Consider the following 15,541-nt stretch of genomic DNA (forward strand, 5'->3'; position numbering starts at 1 on the left):
TGACCTCCTCGGCGAAGGCGGACAGCTGGTCGACCATGGTGTTCACGGTGTTCTTCAGCTCGAACATCTCGCCGACCGCGTCGACGGTGACCTTGCGGCTCAGGTCGCCCTTCGCGACCGCGGTGGTGACCAGCGCGATGTCGCGGACCTGAGCCGAGACGCGGCTCGACATGGTGTTCACGGCCTCGGTGAGGTCGCGCCAGCTGCCGGACATGCCCCGTGTGTTCGCCCGGCCGCCGAGCCGTCCCTCGGTGCCGACCTCGCGGGCCACCCGGGTCACCTCGGAGGTGAACAGGGAGAGCTGGTCCACCATGCCGTTGACGGCCTTGCCCAGGCGGCGGACCTCGCCGCGGGAGCTCCGGTCGAGGTCGATGCGGCGGGAGAGGTCGCCCTTGGCCACGGCGTCGATCACGTCCGCCGCCCCGCTGACCGGTCCGACCAGCGCGTCGATCAGGGAGTTGACCGAATCGACGCTCTCGGCCCAGGAGCCCACGCCGGGGCCGGGGGTGAGGCGCTCGCCGAAGCGGCCCTCCCTGACGACCTCGCGGCGGACCCGGTGGAGCTCGTTGGCCAGATGCTCGCGACGGTCGGCGACCTCGTTGAGGAGCAGGCGGATCTCACTCAGGATGCCAGGAGGCGCGTGGGGAACCCGACGCCGGAAATCGCCGTCCCTCCAGGTGATCAAGGTCTGGAGGAGAGGCTGCAGATCGGACTCGGTGTAACGACGTTCCTCGATATCGGCGGGCATCGCGTCGGCCGTGGTCATTAGACCTCCTTGACTCCCGAGGGGGGCATCCGCGGGCTATACCAGTCTGTCACGGTGCGCGACCCACAGACCCTGCCATTGGTTTACCCCACGTCAGTAGGAAGTGTGGTAATCACGGAACAGTGACCAGTGTTCCCCGCGCCGTCCTGGCGGCGACCTTCGCGCCAGGAGACACCGCCGTCCCCGCCGCCAGGCGGTTCACCAGGGAGGTGATGACCGCCTGGGCCGCCGCGTCCGTGCGCGCCGACGCCGAGAGACTGGCCGGCGAACTCGCCGCGCAGGTGGTCGACGGGGCCTTCGAGGTCGTCTGGAACCACATGGGCGACGGCGTGCAGGTGGAGGTGCGGCAGAAGGGCGCCGCGGAGACGGGCCCCGTCGGCCCCGACACGCCGGTGGAGGAATGGGGCGTCAGCTTCTCGGGCCAGCACCGCACGCACTGGGCCCGCCTGCCGCTGCCCGGCGCCGCCGGGCAGGTGACCACCGAGTGGACCGAGGAGGAGCCGGGCCGGGGACCGATCGGCTGGCTCCGGTTCCTGGCCGACGCCAGCGACCTGCTCGCCGGGACGCTCAACCCGGACATGGTGCCCGCGATCATCGCGCAGATCGCGGTGCCCCGGCTGGCGGGCTGGTGCGCGGTCTACACCTGGACGGACGGCGGCGGGCCGCAGCGCCTGCCGTACCTGTGGCACACCGACGAGTCCCGCATCGACGGGCTGCGCGAGGAGCTCGCCACGATCCGCATCCCGGAGACGGGCGGCTCGATGCAGCTGGGCGACTCCCACGTGCTCGTCGTCCCGCTGCTGGCGCGCGGGCGCGGGCTCGGCGCGATGTGCCTGGGCCGCTCCGACCGCTTCGCCGAGGACGTGATCCAGTACGCCGGGGACATCGGCCGCCGGGCCGCGCTCGCCCTGGACAACGCCCTGCTCTACGCCCAGCAGGCGGAGGCCAACCGGGCGCTGCAGCGCAGCCTGCTCCCGCCCGACGAGCCCGGTGAGATCCCGGGGCTCGACTCCGCCGTGGTCTACGAGCCGGCGGGCGAGAACAACGAGGTCGGCGGCGACTTCTACGACCTGTTCGCGGCCGGGGACGGCAGCTGGCGGTTCGCGGTCGGAGACGTCTGCGGGACCGGCCCGGTCGCCGCGGCGGTCACCGGCCTGGCCCGCCACACGCTGCGCCTGCTCGCCCGGGAGGGGTACGGCGTGGCCGCGGTGCTGGGCCGCCTCAACCAGGCGATCCTGGAGGAGGGCGAACGGGCCCGGTTCCTCACCCTGCTCCACGGGGAGATCACACCCGTGCCCACGGGCCTGGAGCTGCGGCTGGTCTCGGCCGGGCACCCGGAGGCGCTGCGGCTGAAGCCCAACGGCCTGGTGGAGCCGGTGGTGACCTCCCAGTCGCTGCTGGGCGTCTTCCCCGAGGCGGCCTTCGAGGCGGATCTGGTCCACCTCGACCACGGCGACGTGCTCCTGGCGGTGACCGACGGGGTGACCGAGCGGCGCCGGGGCGGCAGGCTCCTCGACGACGACGGGGGGCTGGCGAAGCTGCTGGCCGAGTGCGTGGGCCTGTCGGCGGGGGCGGTCGCCGCGCGGATCCGCCGCGCCGTACAGGACTTCGCCCCCGAGCCGAGCGCGGACGACATGGCGATCGTGGTCCTGCGCGCCCGCTGACGCCGTCCGGGGAAGGCGGGCGGAGCGCACCGGCCGTCCGGGGAGGGCCGGTGCGGCACCGGCCGTCCCGGGAAGGCGGGAGCGGCTCCGGGCGTCCGCGGAAGGTCAGTCGAGCGGCTTCAGGTGCTTGCGGACGAAGTCCAGCTGGGCCGCCATCTGGGAGATGCGCTCGGAGACGACCAGCGAGCCGTGGCCCGCGTCGTAGCGGTAGATCTCGTACGTGTGCCCCCGCTCGGCGAGCCGGGACACGTAGACCTCGACCTGCCGCATCGGGCAGCGCGGGTCGTTCTCCCCGGCCATGATCAGCACCGGCGCCTCGACCCGGTCCACGTAGGAGATCGGCGAGCAGGCCGCGTAGCGCTCCGGATGATCGGCGGGCGAGCCGCCGAGCAGGGCGCGGTGGTAGGCGCGCAGCGACTCCGGCTCGTCCTCGTAGGTCGCCACGTGGTCGGCGATGGGGACCGTCGCCAGCCCCGCGGCCCACACCTCGGGCTGCGTGCCCAGGCCCAGCAGCGTGAGGTAGCCGCCCCAGGAGGCGCCGGCCAGGACCAGCCGGTCCGGGTCGGCCAGACCGCGCGCGACCATCGCCTCGCGGACGGCGGTCACGTCGGCCAGCTCGATGTGGCCGACCTCGCCGGCCAGGGCGTCCCGCCAGGCGGAGCCGTACCCGGTCGAGCCCCGGTAGTTGACCCGCACGACCGCGAAGCCGTAGTCCACCCAGGCGGCCACCTGCGGCACGAAGGAGTCGTCGTCCTGCGAGGCCGGTCCGCCGTGCAGGAGGAAGATCGTCGGGTACGGCCCGGCGCCGCGCTCGGGCCGCGAGACCAGGGCGTGGATGCGTCCGCCCGGCCCGTCGACGTCCACGTCCTCGACCGGGACGGAGGGCGGCGCGGACGGCCCGGCGTGGTTCACCACGACCTGGCCGCTGGTCGACCGGACGACCGGCGGATGGGCGCCGCTGGACCAGGAGTACTCCACGGAGCCGTCGGGGCGGGGCGCGGCGGCCTCGATCACGCCGTGCTTGGTCTCGATCGGGGTGAGCACGCCTCCGGCCAGGTCGTAGCGGTGGAGGTAGGTGCGTCCCCGGTGGGCGCGGACGATGAGCAGGGAGCGGCCGTCGTCGTACCAGTCCGCGGTGATCTCGCCGGGGTCGGGCAGCCAGATCTCCCGCTGGTCGCCGGTGACCGGGTCCCAGACCAGGGGCTCGCGGCGGCCCCGGCGCTCGTGCAGGGCGAGCAGCCTCCGGTCTCCCGGGGCGGGGGAGAAGCGCAGGCCGGCGATGCCCTTGCCGGGGCCGTCGTGCAGCTCGCCGACCGTCTCGCCGCACTGCCGCACCACCTTCAGGGAGGGGTGCCGGGCGTCGCCGTGCTCGCTGTGGTTGACGGCGATCAGCGAGCCGTCGGGGGAGACGGCGGCCACGGAGGCGGCCTCCATGTGCTCGTAGAGCACTTTCGCGGGCGCGCCGGGCCGTACGAGGTGGACGGTGAAGCCCTTGCCGGGCCGGGTCGTGCCGATCACCGCGTCGCCCGTCTCGGCCAGGGCGATCCCGACGGGGTGGCCGGGTTCGAGGTCGACGGGCTCGTCCGGGCCGCCGGTGAAGGGCTGGCGCATCCAGGTGCCCCACTCGTCGCCGTCGGTGTCGGCGAACCACCAGACCCACTGGCCGGTGGGGTCGATCGTGCCGTGCGAGGTGCCCTTGGGACGCGCGGTCACCTGGCGGGCGACGCCTTCCGAACGGTCCCAGGCGTACACCTCCCAGGCTCCGGAGGCGTTGCTGCGGTACACCGCACGAGCGGGGGCCTTCCGCGCCCAGACGGGCAGCGTCACGCGTGGCGCCCGGAACCTGGCCTGCCAGCGTTCCTCCGCCTTCATTCAGCGCGTCCCTCCGTCAAGGCCATCAGGGCGTTGGATGCGCACATGTGGGCGCTTCCTGCCAGATCGCCGTCCAGTATGTCGCTTCCCTCACCTGTTCGCTGTGGAATAACGGAATTTCGGCCTAAATACCACTTCAGTAACATGCGTCCCGAAGTTGCGTGTCAAGTCACCCTCTTGCTCGTTGGTTCGGTTTAAAGGTAGACATGCGAAAAGAAGCCAGCACTTCGCCTATTTCAGGGAGTTCGGCGATTCTTCGTCGCAGGGCCTCGGGATCGACATGCCAGGCGCTCGGCCCCATGCCCACCACGGCCTCGACCGCGGCGTGATCCAGGCTCATCGGGAACTCGAGCGCGCTCCACCCGGCTTCGGTGAAGTGACCGCTCAGGCTCTCGGCCACCCGGCGCTCCTTCGACTCGTCCACCGACAGCAGGCTCAGCCGTTCCACCAGTGGCTCCAGGTGCCGCGACGTCGGCGTCACGACGATGAGCGTGCCGTCGCGCCGCAGCACGCGCGCGAACTCTGCCCCGTTGCGCGGGGCGAAAACATTCAGCAGGACATCGGCCGAGCCGCCGCGCACCGGCAGCGGCCGCCACACGTCGGCCACCACCGCCCCCAGCCGGACGTGCGCCCGCGCGGCCCGCCGGATCGCGTGCTTGGAGACGTCCAGGGCGATCCCGGCGGCGTACGGCAGGCCGTCGAGCACCCGGGCCAGGTAGTGGCCGGTCCCGGCCCCGGCGTCCAGGATCACCTCCCCCGCCCGGATACCGGCCCCGTTCTCCGCCCTGGCCTCGGTCTCGCGCCCGCTTTCCGTCCGGGTCCCGCTTCCGTCTTCCGGTCGCAGGGCCGTACGGCAGGCGTCGGCCACCGCGTCCGCGAGCGGGCCGAAGTGCCCCGCCCCGAGGAAGGCGTCCCGGGCGGCCACCATGGCCGTGCTGTCGGCCGTCCCCGGCACCTGCGAGCCGGTCAGGAGGCTGACGTAACCCTGCTTGGCGATGTCGAACGCGTGCCCCCGGGGACAGCGGAGCGCCCGCTCGCCGAGGGCCAGGCCGTCTCCGCAGACCGGGCAGATGAGGTGTTCGACGACGTCAGCCAGCATGCTCCCATCATCCCGCCTCGCGGCGGCGTGACCGGACTGTCGCCCGGCGCCCCTACGATGCTCGCCGTACAACGAGTCGATCATGGTCTGTCCCGGAGAGAAGGAGCCCGCCATGCCCGGAGATTCCCCGGAGAGTCCCGCGGGGAAGGCGGCGCGGGACCGGTCCCGGGAGCGGTTCCGGCCCCGGAGGGCGGCGTGGTTCCACTGGGCCGCGGCCTTCGTCCTGGCGCTGGCCCCGCTCCTCTACTGGTGGTTCATCGGCCCGGACTCCTACAGCTACGGCTACGTCCTCTTCGGCGACCCGGAGAGGTGCGTGGGGAACGAGTTCATGGAGGACCACGGTTACGAGATCCTCGAAGTCGTCTCCGCCATCCCCCTCTTCTGGTTCGGGAGCCTGCCGTTCGTGCTGGTCTCCTTCGCGGCGTGGTTGATCGGGAACCTGCGAGGCCGGCCACGGATCGGTCGGATCGTCACGTGGACCGCCGTCGCCGTGGTCGGGCTGGTCACCTTCCCTCCACTCCTGCCGACCCTGGTGGACGCCGTGCTGGACGCCGCACGGAGCACCAACTGCCTGGAGATGTGGGGCGGTCCCGCCATCCTGTCCAGCACCTTCGGACAAGCTCTGGCCGTCTTCGCCTGCCTGATGCTCATGCTGTGCGCCGTACGGCGGCCGCGTGCCCGCCGCTCCGCCGTGGCCCGGGTGGCGCTGAGCCTCCTCATGGTGCCGTCGCTGCTCTTCCTTCCCGTCTCGGACACCGTCCCGGGCCTGATCTCCGGTTTTGAGATCTGCCACGACGCCGACGGCTCCCCGATCGAGGACCTGAAGGGAGAGGCGAGGTTCCTCTGCGAGATCAGGGGTGGTCCCATGGGGGAGTACGGCGGGCTCTCCGAGTTCGCGGACATGCCGGACGAGCAGGTGCTCGCCTACGGCCGTCACCTCTGCGCCGCGGTGGCGCGGGCCGGTCGGGACGCGTACGACTCCTCGGCGTACGAGGAGGCAGGACTGGAGTACAGCGTGAACCTGGCCCAGTCGCTGGAGGCGATCTGCCCGGAGGCGGTCGCGATCAGGGAGGTCAGGGAGGGGAAGGAGCGGCTGGCCGAGGAGCGGGAACGGGCGGCGCTGGAGGACATCTGCGCGGCCTATCCTCGGCACCGTCCGCTGATCAGGCCGGTGCGGCGGGCGACGGGCACCGTGGAGACCGACTACAACGCGCTCGTCGCCCTTGAGGAGGACGAGTTCGAACTGATCGAGTCCCCTCCGCTGTGGGTGGAGAGCCTTGTCGGAGCCGAACCGGGAGTCCTGCAGGTGACGGTCGCCGAGGAGTTCGCGACCGTGTGCGTCACGGCCGAGGTCTACGACCGCAGGCCTCCGCTGGAACGGCGAGGCTGGGACGAGGTGAAGGAGATCTCCTACCGGAGCACCCGCGGGCGCCTGACGTTCGTCGACTTCTACGGGGGCAGGCGGCTGATCGACCTCACCGTCGCGGGCAGGGGCGACTACCGGGTCCGCGTCCACTCGCGCGGCGGCGAGGATCTGCGGGAGGGCGGGCTGGAGCAGTTCCTTGTCATGATTTATCCATCTAAGAGGCGATAAGCGGGACGCAAGTCGCTTTCAAGTGGCTACCGGTACAAATGGTTTCCATGAGGAAGAGAACTGTCATCGGTGGTGGGTTGCTGGCGCTCGTGCTCGCCGGAGGGCTGACCGGGACGGCGCAGGCCGCCGCCGGAGACCGCGTGCACCACTGGGGCCCGGTCCAGTCCAAGAGCGGCCACGGGGGCTACGCCAAGGCCGACGTCTGGCTGAGCGACTTCAAGTCCGAGCGGTTCGTCGTCTCCGGCAAGCTGTACGACCGCGACCGCCACTCCGGCCACTGCGCCTACATCCGGGCGCGGTTCCACTACAAGAGCGGCGGCACCGGCTGGTCGCAGGTCCGCTACACCTGCTCCTCCAAGAACTTCAAGCTGTCGTCGGACGGCGAGGTCAGCCGGGTGGACGTCAGGGTCTGCCTGGTCAGCTACAAGACCAACGGGATCTTCAGCTGCTACACCGACCCCATCAAGGCCTCCACCGTCGCCAACTGGCCCCGGTGACCCGCCACCGCCTTCACCGGGCGGTGAGCGGCAGACGGGTCGATGACGGAGAGTAATGGTGCGTTTACCATAAGGTAAACGTCGGTGTACTGTGCTCTCCGTGACTGCACAATGTACGTACGCTGAGCCTGTGACCAAGGATGAGCGCATCAATTTGCGGGTGGACGCCAAGACGAAGCGGTTGCTTGAGGCCGCGAGCGAAGAGGCGGGCATGTCCGTGTCGGCGTTCATCCTTGACACCGCGACCCTCGCGGCCCGTCACACGCTGGCCGACCGTACGGTCTTCCGGCTGAACGCGGAGCAGTGGGCGGCCTTCGACACCATGGTGAACGAGCCGGCTCGGGATGTCCCCGGGCTCCGTGAGCTGCTCAACACGCCGACCATCCTCGATGAGCTCGAATGAAGCTCGCGGCCGTCGAGCGCCTCGACCGGGATCATCGGCTGGAGGAGTTCGACTGCGGTTCGCAGGCGCAGAATGACTGGTTGCGGCGCCAGGCGTTGCAGTCCCAGTTTGCGGAAACGGCGCGGGTCTATGCGGTCCGCGACGTGGACGCCGATGAGGTGATGGGCTACTACGCGCTGACGGCGGGGCAGGTCAGGCCGGATGAGGTCCCGGTGAGGTGGCTGAAGGGTGTCGGGCTGTACGCCCAGCCCGTGGTGCTCCTGGCCCGGCTGGGTGTCGATCTCCGTGCTCAGGGCAGAGGCCTCGGGCGGGCGCTGGTCACGGATGCGATGCGCCGAGTGATGTCGGTAGCGGATCGGATCGGCGTTCGTGCTCTGCTGATCCACTGTGAGGACGAGTCGGCCCGGGACTTCTGCCTGCGTCTGGCCCGGTTCGAGAATAGCCCGGCCGATCCCCTCCAGCTGATTCTCAGGATCAAGGATCTTCGGCGGGCCGTTGCGGCAAGTGTTGAGCCGGGTCAGGGCCCCGTCGGGACGTGATCGGATCGTCGTCCCACGTCCCTGGAGTTGCCCGCCGTGACGCGACGATCTCGATGGCTCTGGGCCGCCGCCGTGCTCTGGTCGGCGGCTCCTGCCGTCTTCCTGCGGATCCCGGATCTGCTGGTCTGGATCCAGGAACTGCTGGCACCGCCGGAGGAGTACGGCGATCCGGGTGACATCTACGGGATGGCCCAGCTCTTTTCCGGCGGCCGCAGGATGAAGATCACCGTGTGGTTGGACGAGTACATCCACGGCGCCCCGGCCTTCGCCCTCGGCGCCGCGCCGCACGTCCTGCTCGGCCTCGGGGCGTGCCTGCTGGCCGCCCGGCGGGGCAGGCCGGAGACGGGCCGGATGGTCGTCAGGCTTCTCGCCGTCGTCCTCGTCCCGGTGTACGGCGTCCGCCCCCTGCTCTTCCTGGCGGACGCCATAGAGGGGTCCACGGGTATGTGGGGGTCACGTGGATCATCGCTCTTGGTCGGAGACCTCTGCCAGCTCGTCGCGGTGCTCCTGATGATGCTCGCGCTCCGATCTGTCGGGGCGGGCAAGGAGACGGTCGTTCACCGGATGGACTGAGGGCGCCGGATCAGGTGGTCTGGCGGACCTGCTGGAGGAAGGCGGCGTTGGAGGGGGTCTCGCGGAGGCGTTCGGTGAGGAGTTCCAGGGCCTGCTGCCTGTCCAGGCCGCCGAGGGTGCGGCGGAGCCGCCAGGTGAGCAGCCGCTCGTCGGGGTCGAGGAGGATCTCCTCGCGGCGGGTGCCGGAGGCGTCCAGGTCCACGGCGGGGTAGAGACGCTTGTCGGCGAGGTCGCGGCGCAGGCGCAGCTCCATGTTGCCGGTGCCCTTGAACTCCTCGAAGAGGTTGTCGTCCATCCGGGATCCGGTCTCGACGAGGGCGGTGGCGAGGATGGTCAGCGAGCCGCCGTCGCGGAGGTTGCGGGCGGCTCCGAAGAACCGGCGCGGAGGCAGGAGCGCGGCGGCGTCCAGGCCTCCGGCGAGCGTACGGCCGCCGCCCGGGGCGAGATTGTTGTAGGCGCGGGCCAGGCGGGTCAGCGAGTCGAGCAGGACGACCACGTCCCGGCCGGACTCCGCCAGGCGCTTGGCGCGCTCGATCGCCAGCTCGGCGACCGCCGTGTGGTCGCGGTCGGCGCGGTCGAAGGTGGAGGCGGCGACCTCCCCGCTGATCGACTCGCGCATCTCGGTGACCTCCTCGGGCCGCTCGCCGACGAGCACGACCATGAGGTGGGCCTCCGGGTGGTTGCGGGAGACCGCGGCGGCCAGGTCCCGCAGGACGAGGGTCTTGCCCGCCTTGGGCGGGGCGACGATCAGGCCGCGCTGGCCCTTGCCGACCGGGGCGAACAGATCGACGACCCGGCCGGTCACCGACTCGGTCTCCAGGCGGAGCCGTTCGCTGGGGTGGACCGGCGTCATGTCCGCGAAGTGCGGGCGGGGGCCGCCGGGCGCGGCGCCGTTGACGGCGCGCACCTCGACCAGCCTGTCGTAGGGCCTGCGCGCGGCGGCGACGACGTGGTCGCCGGGGCGCAGGCCGTACTGCCTGACCTGGGCGAGCGGGACCTTCACATCGGCGCGGCCGGGGAGATATCCGTCGGTTCTGAGGTGCGCGACCTTGTCGCGCACGTCGAGGAGGCCCGAGACGATCTCGATGGGGACGGGATCGGGGGCCGGTCCGGGGGCGGGGACGCCGGCGACGACGGGGGCGGGGGACGGGGGCGAGGCATCGCTCCTGCGGCGACGCGGGGGCTTCTTGACGATGGTTTCCACGGTCATATGGGCGACCTTTCATGGGAACGGACACGGACGGCGTCCTGGGAATCCCGCGAGGGATACGCGGGGGAGAACGGGTGCCGCGCGGGATGCGCGGCAGCAGAAGCGCGTGCGGCGCAGGGCACGATGACGCATGCCGCGCGAGGCACGGAATGAGAGAGAAGGGCGGATCGGTCGCACGCGGCTCAGCCTGCGGTGCGTCACACCCGATATCACAGTAACATGCCCGATCACCGTCACAAGGAGATCGCATGTCCTATGAGCCCATAACGGTCGCCGGTGTCGAGGTGTTCCCGCTGCGCGACGCCGTGGGACCGATGGGGGGCACCATCCGGCGGCCGCTGCCGGAGATGTTCCCGGGCGGCTGCCACCACGACGGCGAGTGGATCCTGCATTTCCGCTGCTACCTGCTGCGTGACGCGGCGGGCCGGACCGTGCTGGTGGACACCGGGATCGGCGCGACGGACTCTCCGGCGGCGAGATGGGCCCCCGTTCCCGGGTCGCTGGCGGCCGAGCTGGCGCGGGTGGGGAGCGCGCCGGAGGACGTGGAGGCGGTGGTCATCACCCACTTGCACAGCGACCACGCGGGCGGGGCCGTGACGGGCGGCGTGCCCGCCTTCCCCAACGCCGAGTACGTCCTGCAGCGGACCGAGATCGACGCGGCCTCCGAGGCGATCCTCGGTCACATCGTCCGCCCGCTGGGCGAGCGGGTCCGGGTGGTCGACGGGGACGCGGGCCTGTTCTCCGGCATCCGGGTGATCCACGCCCCCGGTCACACCCCGGGTCACCAGATCGTCCGGGTGGGCGAGCTGGCGCTCACCGGCGACCTGCTGCTGCACCCCTCCCAGCTGGCCGATCCGGGGGTGCCCTACCTCTACGACGACGATTCGGAGCTGGCGGCCAGGACCCGCGCCGAGGTGCTGGAGCGGGTCAGGGCGGAGGGCGGCCTGATCGGCACCGCCCACCTGGACGAGCCGTTCATCAGGCTCGGCTGACCCCGCCGCCTCCTCGGCCCGGTCGGCGCGCCGGTCAGTCCAGCCGGACGGCCTCCTTGAGGAAGACGACGCCGTCGATCATGCCGAGCTGGGCCGGGTCCAGTGGGAAATAGGCGAAATCGTGGGAGACGCGCGGCGCTGACTCCGTGACGGCCTCGGCCAGGCGGCGGGTGTCGATGAGCGCGTGGTCCCACGGGAGTGCGGAGAGGACGCCCTCGACGGTGTCCGGGGGCGGGGTGTCGTCGCCGACCGTGCCGAAGGCGGAGAACAGGAAGGCGTACCGGTCGCCCAGGTGCGCTCCGGTGATCGCCCCCGCGCTCCACCACTCCACCGGCAGGTCGCCGAGCCGCATGGAGCTCCTGACCCGCTGCAGGTGGAGGTTGTGGCAGAAGACCAGGGCCGGCCCCCGCTCGGCGACGGCGCGCAGGTTGGCGGCCATCATCGCGTCCCGCAGGCCCGTCAGCCGCGCCATCCGCGCCGGGGACGCGTCGGCCAGCCAGTGGTGGTAGCGGAGCAGGCCGACGGCGGTGCGCCCGTACAGCGCCGCCCGCTCCCGGTCCTCCGCGCTCAGCCGCGGCAGCTGGGTGTCGAGCAGCGCCACCAGGTCGTCGGCGAGCAGCCGCAGCCGCCGGGCGTCGGCGGACTGGCCGATCGACTGGGACGGGTCCATGACCGTGGCCTCGTTCGTCCACCGGTCGTCCGGGCCGAGCAGCTCGTCGAGGGTCTCCATGGTGCAGGGGAGCGGGTCGTCGAGGAGGGCGTGGAGAGCGGTGAGCGCCTGGCGCGGGCTCTCCGCCCAATACTCCAGCGGGCCGTCGAAGCCGAAGAACCGGAGCTTCTCGTCGTGCTCCTCGTTGTAGGCGCGCATCCAGCGCACGAGCTCGCGGTTGGCCGGGATCGTGCCGAAGCGGTGGCTGAAGCCGCGCTCCATGACGTCGTCGAGCGTGCCCGCGCCCGTCGCGATGTAGTCGTCCACCACGAGGCCCCGGAGGCAGTCGCTCTCGATGGCGAACGACCGGTAGCCCTCGTGCTCGACCAGGTGCCGGAAGATCTCGTTGCGCAGCTCGCCCAGCTCCGCCACGAAGTGCCGGGCCTCGCCCAGGCCGAGCAGCAGGGGCTCGGCGGGAAGCGACCGGAGGAACGCAGAGACGCCCGCGCCGTCGAGCGGCCGGGCCGTGTCCTTGATGTCCATGCCTTCAACGGTATCGTTGAACAAACGGTGTAAACTTGTCCTGGAAGAAGCCCGCTTTCAGTGCGAGAAACCTTCAATCGGTGGTGCATCCATGAGGCCGGTGGACCTGGCGCGCGAGCACGGCCTGTCCACCCAGGCGATCAGGAATTACGAGGAGGCCGGAATCCTGCCCGCCGCCGGACGCACCGCCCACGGCTATCGCACCTACACGCCGCTGCACGCGCGAGCCCTGCGCGCGTTCCTCGCCCTCGTGCCCGGGCACGGTCACCAGACGGCCGCGTCGATCATGCAGGCGGTCAACCGGGACGCCGTCGAGGACGCGCTGCGGATCATCGATGAGAGCCACGGCCAGCTCCTCGACGACCGCCGCACCCTCCAGGCCGTCGAGGTCGCGCTCCGCGATCTGGCGCCCGTGCCGCAGGAGCGCCGCGGCACATCCGGCGGCGGCGCGTCCGGTGACGGCACGTCCGGCGGTGACACGTTCATCGGACCCCTGGCCAGGAGGCTCGGCATCCGTCCCGCCACCTTGCGCAAGTGGGAGAGCGCCGGGCTGGTCCGGCCGCGCCGCGATCCGCAGACGGGCTACCGGGTCTACAGCGCGGCCGATGTGCGGGACGCCCGGCTGGTGCATCAGCTCAGGCGGGGCGGCTACCTGCTGGAGCAGATCGCCCCGCTGATCGCCCAGGTCCGCTCCGCCGGGGGCGTCGCCCCACTGGAGTCGGCTCTGCGCGACTGGCACGCCCGGCTGTCGGCCCGGGGCCGCGCCATGCTCGCGGGCGCCGCCGACCTGGACGCCTACCTCCGCGCCCGGTGACGGCCGCGCTGACGGTGAGCCGATGACGGCCGCGCTGACGCGGGCCGGTTCCGCTGACGGCTGACGGCTGGCGGTTGGCGGCCGTACACGATCCGCCTGGTCGTACGGACGGTCCCGTCATGGAAATTTCATGGTCCATTGACAGTGGGAAAACGCTTTCCTTATGGTTTGCCTGCGCGCCGAACAAGCGTGCGTTCGCTCGTGTGAACAGCTCGTGTGAACAGTGAGTGCTCGCTGGGGGGAATCCAGACGCGGGTCCCAGGACCCGCTGGACCAGCAAGGAGCTCGGCTTGAAGAGCAGATTCGACAGAAGGGCGGCAGCGGCGGCCACCATCGCCGTCATCGGCGCGCTCGCCGCCTCCGGGTGGACGGCCGCCTCGGCCGCCGCGGCCCCGGCACCCGGCGCGTACACCCTCGTCAACGCGGGCAGCGGCCTGTGCCTGGAGGTTCCGGGCGCCGGCGCCTCCGACGGGGTGCAGCTCGCGCAGTCCGCCTGCGACGGGGACTCCTCCCAGACCTGGAACCTGACCGCCGTCGGCGGCGGCTTCCAGCTCAAGGCGGCCCACAGCGGCAGGTGCGCGGGCGTCAGGGACGCCAGCACCTCCGCGGGCAAGGCCGTGCAGCAGGAGGCCTGCTCGGGGGCCTCGTCCCAGACGTGGCAGCCGACCGCCGCCGGGGCGGACTACCGGGTCGTCAACGCCAACGGCGGCAAGTGCCTCAACATCAAGGACAACTCGACCGCCTCCGGCGCCCTGGTCCAGCAGAACTCCTGCGACTCGGCCACGAGCAAGCAGTGGAGGTTCGTCCCGGCGGGCTCCGCGACGCCGACGGCCACACCGACGGTCACCCCCACGGCGACGCCGACCGTGACACCTACGGCCACGCCCACGGTCACCCCCACGGTGACGCCGACCGGCTCCCCGGGCAACGCCGACGGCCTGGTCGGCTTCGCCACCCTGACCGGGTACGGCCGCACCGGAACGAGCGGCGGCGCCGGCGGCGAGACGGTGACCGTCAGCACCTACGCGCAGCTGGCGGCGGCCGTCGCCGACGACACGCCCCGCGTCGTCCGCGTGTCGGGCACGATCACCGGCACCGGCACCGGCGCCAAGATGCTGGACGTCGGCTCGAACAAGACCGTCATCGGCGTCGGGACGAACGCGACGATCAGCGGGTTCGGGTTCGACGTCAACGGCTGGGGCCCGGACGAGGTCGCCTGGGGCGGCGATCTCTGCAGCCCCGCCAACAGGGACAAGTTCACGCACACGCGGAATGTGATCATCCGGAACCTGACGTTCCGGAACTCCGCCGACGACTCGGTCAACGTGCAGTGCTACTCGCACCACGTGTGGGTCGACCACAACACCTTCCACACGTCCGCCGACGGCTCGGTGGACGTCAAGCGCGGGTCCGACCTGGTGACGGTCTCCTATAACCGGTTCATCGCCACGGACAAGTCGATGCTGCTGGGCCACAGCGACGGCAACGGCGCGCAGGACGAGGGCTACCTGCGCGTCACCTACCACCACAACTGGTTCGACGGGTCGAACACCCGCCACCCGAGGGTGCGCTTCGGCTACGCCCACGTGTTCGCCAACTACGTGGACGTCGAGGACTACTTCATCGGACTGGGCGTGGGCGGCCAGGTCTACGCCGAGAGCAACTACGTCAAGGGCGCGAAGACCATCACCGAGGACTTCGGCGACACCAAGCTGACCTGGACCGGCAGCAACTTCTACGACCCGGCCACGATCACCCGGGCGCAGGACAGCGGCAAGGTCCAGAGTGACTGGCTGCGCGCCGACGGAGGCGTCGCGGCGCCGCCGTACTCCTACTCGGCCGGCCCCGCCTCCCCGGCCCCGCCGGCCGCGGGCGCGGGCGTCACCGGAGCGGACCGGATCCCGTAGCGTTCCCCGTTCCCCGTTCCCCGTTCCCGGCACGGCTGCTCCCCCGCGCATCCTGACCGTTCGCGGGAGAGCGCCCGCCACGGGCCTCTCTCCCTCACCCTGACCGTGAGGGAGAGAGGCCCTGCTCATGAGCGCCCCGGGCCGCTTCCGCCGTGCGGGCCGAGGACGACGCCCGTCAGGGCGGTCACCGGCGTGGGGGGCGCGAGGTCACCGGCGTCGATGATGCCAGTCGCCGCGCCCTCCCTGAAACTTTCATCGCGGGGGAGATCGGCGGGCAGCGTCGTGATCACGGCGGTGAGCAGGGAAAACGCTGGCCGTCACGGGGATTTTCGGCGGGCGGGCGGTGACCGTAATCCCGGCTTTTTCGCGGCCTATACCTCACAAACTGGTAAAAATCGCTCCGGACCTCGCGGTGCGCG

14 protein-coding genes are annotated in these 15,541 nt (G+C 71.4%); 9 read left to right on the forward strand and 5 right to left on the reverse strand.

Annotated features, from left to right (window positions below):
• The coding region (locus Plo01_RS33400) for a HAMP domain-containing protein (RefSeq protein ID WP_203894753.1) at positions 1-766 on the reverse strand (766 nt) is incomplete at its 3' end.
• Between the two features lie 122 nt (positions 767-888).
• Between Plo01_RS33400 and Plo01_RS33405 the strand changes: the two genes are divergently transcribed.
• Positions 889-2,430, forward strand: a complete 1,542-nt coding sequence (locus tag Plo01_RS33405; RefSeq protein WP_239317568.1) for a PP2C family protein-serine/threonine phosphatase — start codon at positions 889-891, stop codon at positions 2,428-2,430.
• A gap of 105 nt (positions 2,431-2,535) precedes the next feature.
• On the opposite strand, the gene Plo01_RS33410 is transcribed toward Plo01_RS33405, so the two are convergent.
• Positions 2,536-4,302, reverse strand: a complete 1,767-nt coding sequence (locus Plo01_RS33410; protein WP_203894754.1) for a S9 family peptidase — start codon at positions 4,300-4,302, stop codon at positions 2,536-2,538.
• Between the two features lie 169 nt (positions 4,303-4,471).
• Complete coding sequence (locus Plo01_RS33415; protein WP_203894755.1) at positions 4,472-5,401, reverse strand: putative RNA methyltransferase; 930 nt, start codon at positions 5,399-5,401, stop codon at positions 4,472-4,474.
• Between the two features lie 112 nt (positions 5,402-5,513).
• Between Plo01_RS33415 and Plo01_RS33420 the strand changes: the two genes are divergently transcribed.
• The 5 genes from Plo01_RS33420 to Plo01_RS33440 all read left to right on the forward strand — a co-directional run bounded on the left by Plo01_RS33420 (position 5,514) and on the right by Plo01_RS33440 (position 9,007).
• A complete protein-coding gene (locus Plo01_RS33420) occupies positions 5,514-6,995 on the forward strand; it encodes a hypothetical protein (protein ID WP_203894756.1) in 1,482 nt (493 codons plus the stop codon).
• A 47-nt stretch (positions 6,996-7,042) separates the two neighbouring features.
• Positions 7,043-7,492, forward strand: a complete 450-nt coding sequence (locus Plo01_RS33425) for a hypothetical protein (RefSeq protein WP_203894757.1) — start codon at positions 7,043-7,045, stop codon at positions 7,490-7,492.
• Between the two features lie 130 nt (positions 7,493-7,622).
• The gene (locus Plo01_RS33430; RefSeq protein WP_203894758.1) at positions 7,623-7,895 is read left to right on the forward strand and encodes a type II toxin-antitoxin system TacA family antitoxin; all 273 of its coding nucleotides are present in this window, start codon (positions 7,623-7,625) and stop codon (positions 7,893-7,895) included.
• On the forward strand, positions 7,892-8,434 hold the full coding sequence (locus Plo01_RS33435; protein WP_203894759.1) for a GNAT family N-acetyltransferase: 543 nt from the start codon (positions 7,892-7,894) through the stop codon (positions 8,432-8,434). Before Plo01_RS33430 ends, Plo01_RS33435 begins: the two co-directional genes overlap by 4 nt.
• Positions 8,435-8,470: 36 nt before the next feature.
• Positions 8,471-9,007, forward strand: a complete 537-nt coding sequence (locus tag Plo01_RS33440) for a hypothetical protein (protein WP_203894760.1) — start codon at positions 8,471-8,473, stop codon at positions 9,005-9,007.
• 10 nt (positions 9,008-9,017) lie between these two features.
• Here the strand turns inward: Plo01_RS33440 and rho are convergent, their stop codons facing one another.
• A complete protein-coding gene (rho, locus tag Plo01_RS33445; protein ID WP_203894761.1) occupies positions 9,018-10,217 on the reverse strand; it encodes a transcription termination factor Rho in 1,200 nt (399 codons plus the stop codon).
• A gap of 248 nt (positions 10,218-10,465) precedes the next feature.
• On the opposite strand from rho, the gene Plo01_RS33450 reads away from it, so the two are divergent.
• Positions 10,466-11,209 (forward strand): MBL fold metallo-hydrolase, encoded by a 744-nt coding sequence (locus Plo01_RS33450; protein WP_203894762.1) that lies wholly within the window; start codon positions 10,466-10,468, stop codon positions 11,207-11,209.
• 34 nt (positions 11,210-11,243) lie between these two features.
• Here the strand turns inward: Plo01_RS33450 and Plo01_RS33455 are convergent, their stop codons facing one another.
• Positions 11,244-12,401 (reverse strand): erythromycin esterase family protein, encoded by a 1,158-nt coding sequence (locus Plo01_RS33455; protein WP_203894763.1) that lies wholly within the window; start codon positions 12,399-12,401, stop codon positions 11,244-11,246.
• Positions 12,402-12,492: 91 nt separating this feature from the next.
• Between Plo01_RS33455 and Plo01_RS33460 the strand changes: the two genes are divergently transcribed.
• On the forward strand, positions 12,493-13,215 hold the full coding sequence (locus tag Plo01_RS33460) for a TioE family transcriptional regulator (protein WP_203894764.1): 723 nt from the start codon (positions 12,493-12,495) through the stop codon (positions 13,213-13,215).
• 290 nt (positions 13,216-13,505) lie between these two features.
• Positions 13,506-15,122: an RICIN domain-containing protein gene (locus tag Plo01_RS33465; RefSeq protein ID WP_203894765.1), complete on the forward strand. Its 1,617-nt coding sequence runs from the start codon at positions 13,506-13,508 to the stop codon at positions 15,120-15,122.
• Positions 15,123-15,541 lie beyond the last annotated feature (419 nt).

Source organism: Planobispora longispora, assembly GCF_016863135.1.
Classification (GTDB): Bacteria; Actinomycetota; Actinomycetes; order Streptosporangiales; family Streptosporangiaceae; genus Planobispora; species Planobispora longispora.

What these genes read in the sequence shown, in the direction of transcription:
- Plo01_RS33410 (WP_203894754.1), bottom strand. Translation starts at nt 4,302, where the DNA reads ATGAAGGCGGAGGAACGCTGGCAGGCCAGGTTCCGGGCGCCACGCGTG.
- Plo01_RS33415 (WP_203894755.1), bottom strand. Translation starts at nt 5,401, where the DNA reads ATGCTGGCTGACGTCGTCGAACACCTCATCTGCCCGGTCTGCGGAGAC.
- Plo01_RS33420 (WP_203894756.1), top strand. Translation starts at nt 5,514, where the DNA reads ATGCCCGGAGATTCCCCGGAGAGTCCCGCGGGGAAGGCGGCGCGGGAC.
- Plo01_RS33425 (WP_203894757.1), top strand. Translation starts at nt 7,043, where the DNA reads ATGAGGAAGAGAACTGTCATCGGTGGTGGGTTGCTGGCGCTCGTGCTC.
- Plo01_RS33435 (WP_203894759.1), top strand. Translation starts at nt 7,892, where the DNA reads ATGAAGCTCGCGGCCGTCGAGCGCCTCGACCGGGATCATCGGCTGGAG.
- rho (WP_203894761.1), bottom strand. Translation starts at nt 10,217, where the DNA reads ATGACCGTGGAAACCATCGTCAAGAAGCCCCCGCGTCGCCGCAGGAGC.
- Plo01_RS33450 (WP_203894762.1), top strand. Translation starts at nt 10,466, where the DNA reads ATGTCCTATGAGCCCATAACGGTCGCCGGTGTCGAGGTGTTCCCGCTG.
- Plo01_RS33455 (WP_203894763.1), bottom strand. Translation starts at nt 12,401, where the DNA reads ATGGACATCAAGGACACGGCCCGGCCGCTCGACGGCGCGGGCGTCTCT.
- Plo01_RS33460 (WP_203894764.1), top strand. Translation starts at nt 12,493, where the DNA reads ATGAGGCCGGTGGACCTGGCGCGCGAGCACGGCCTGTCCACCCAGGCG.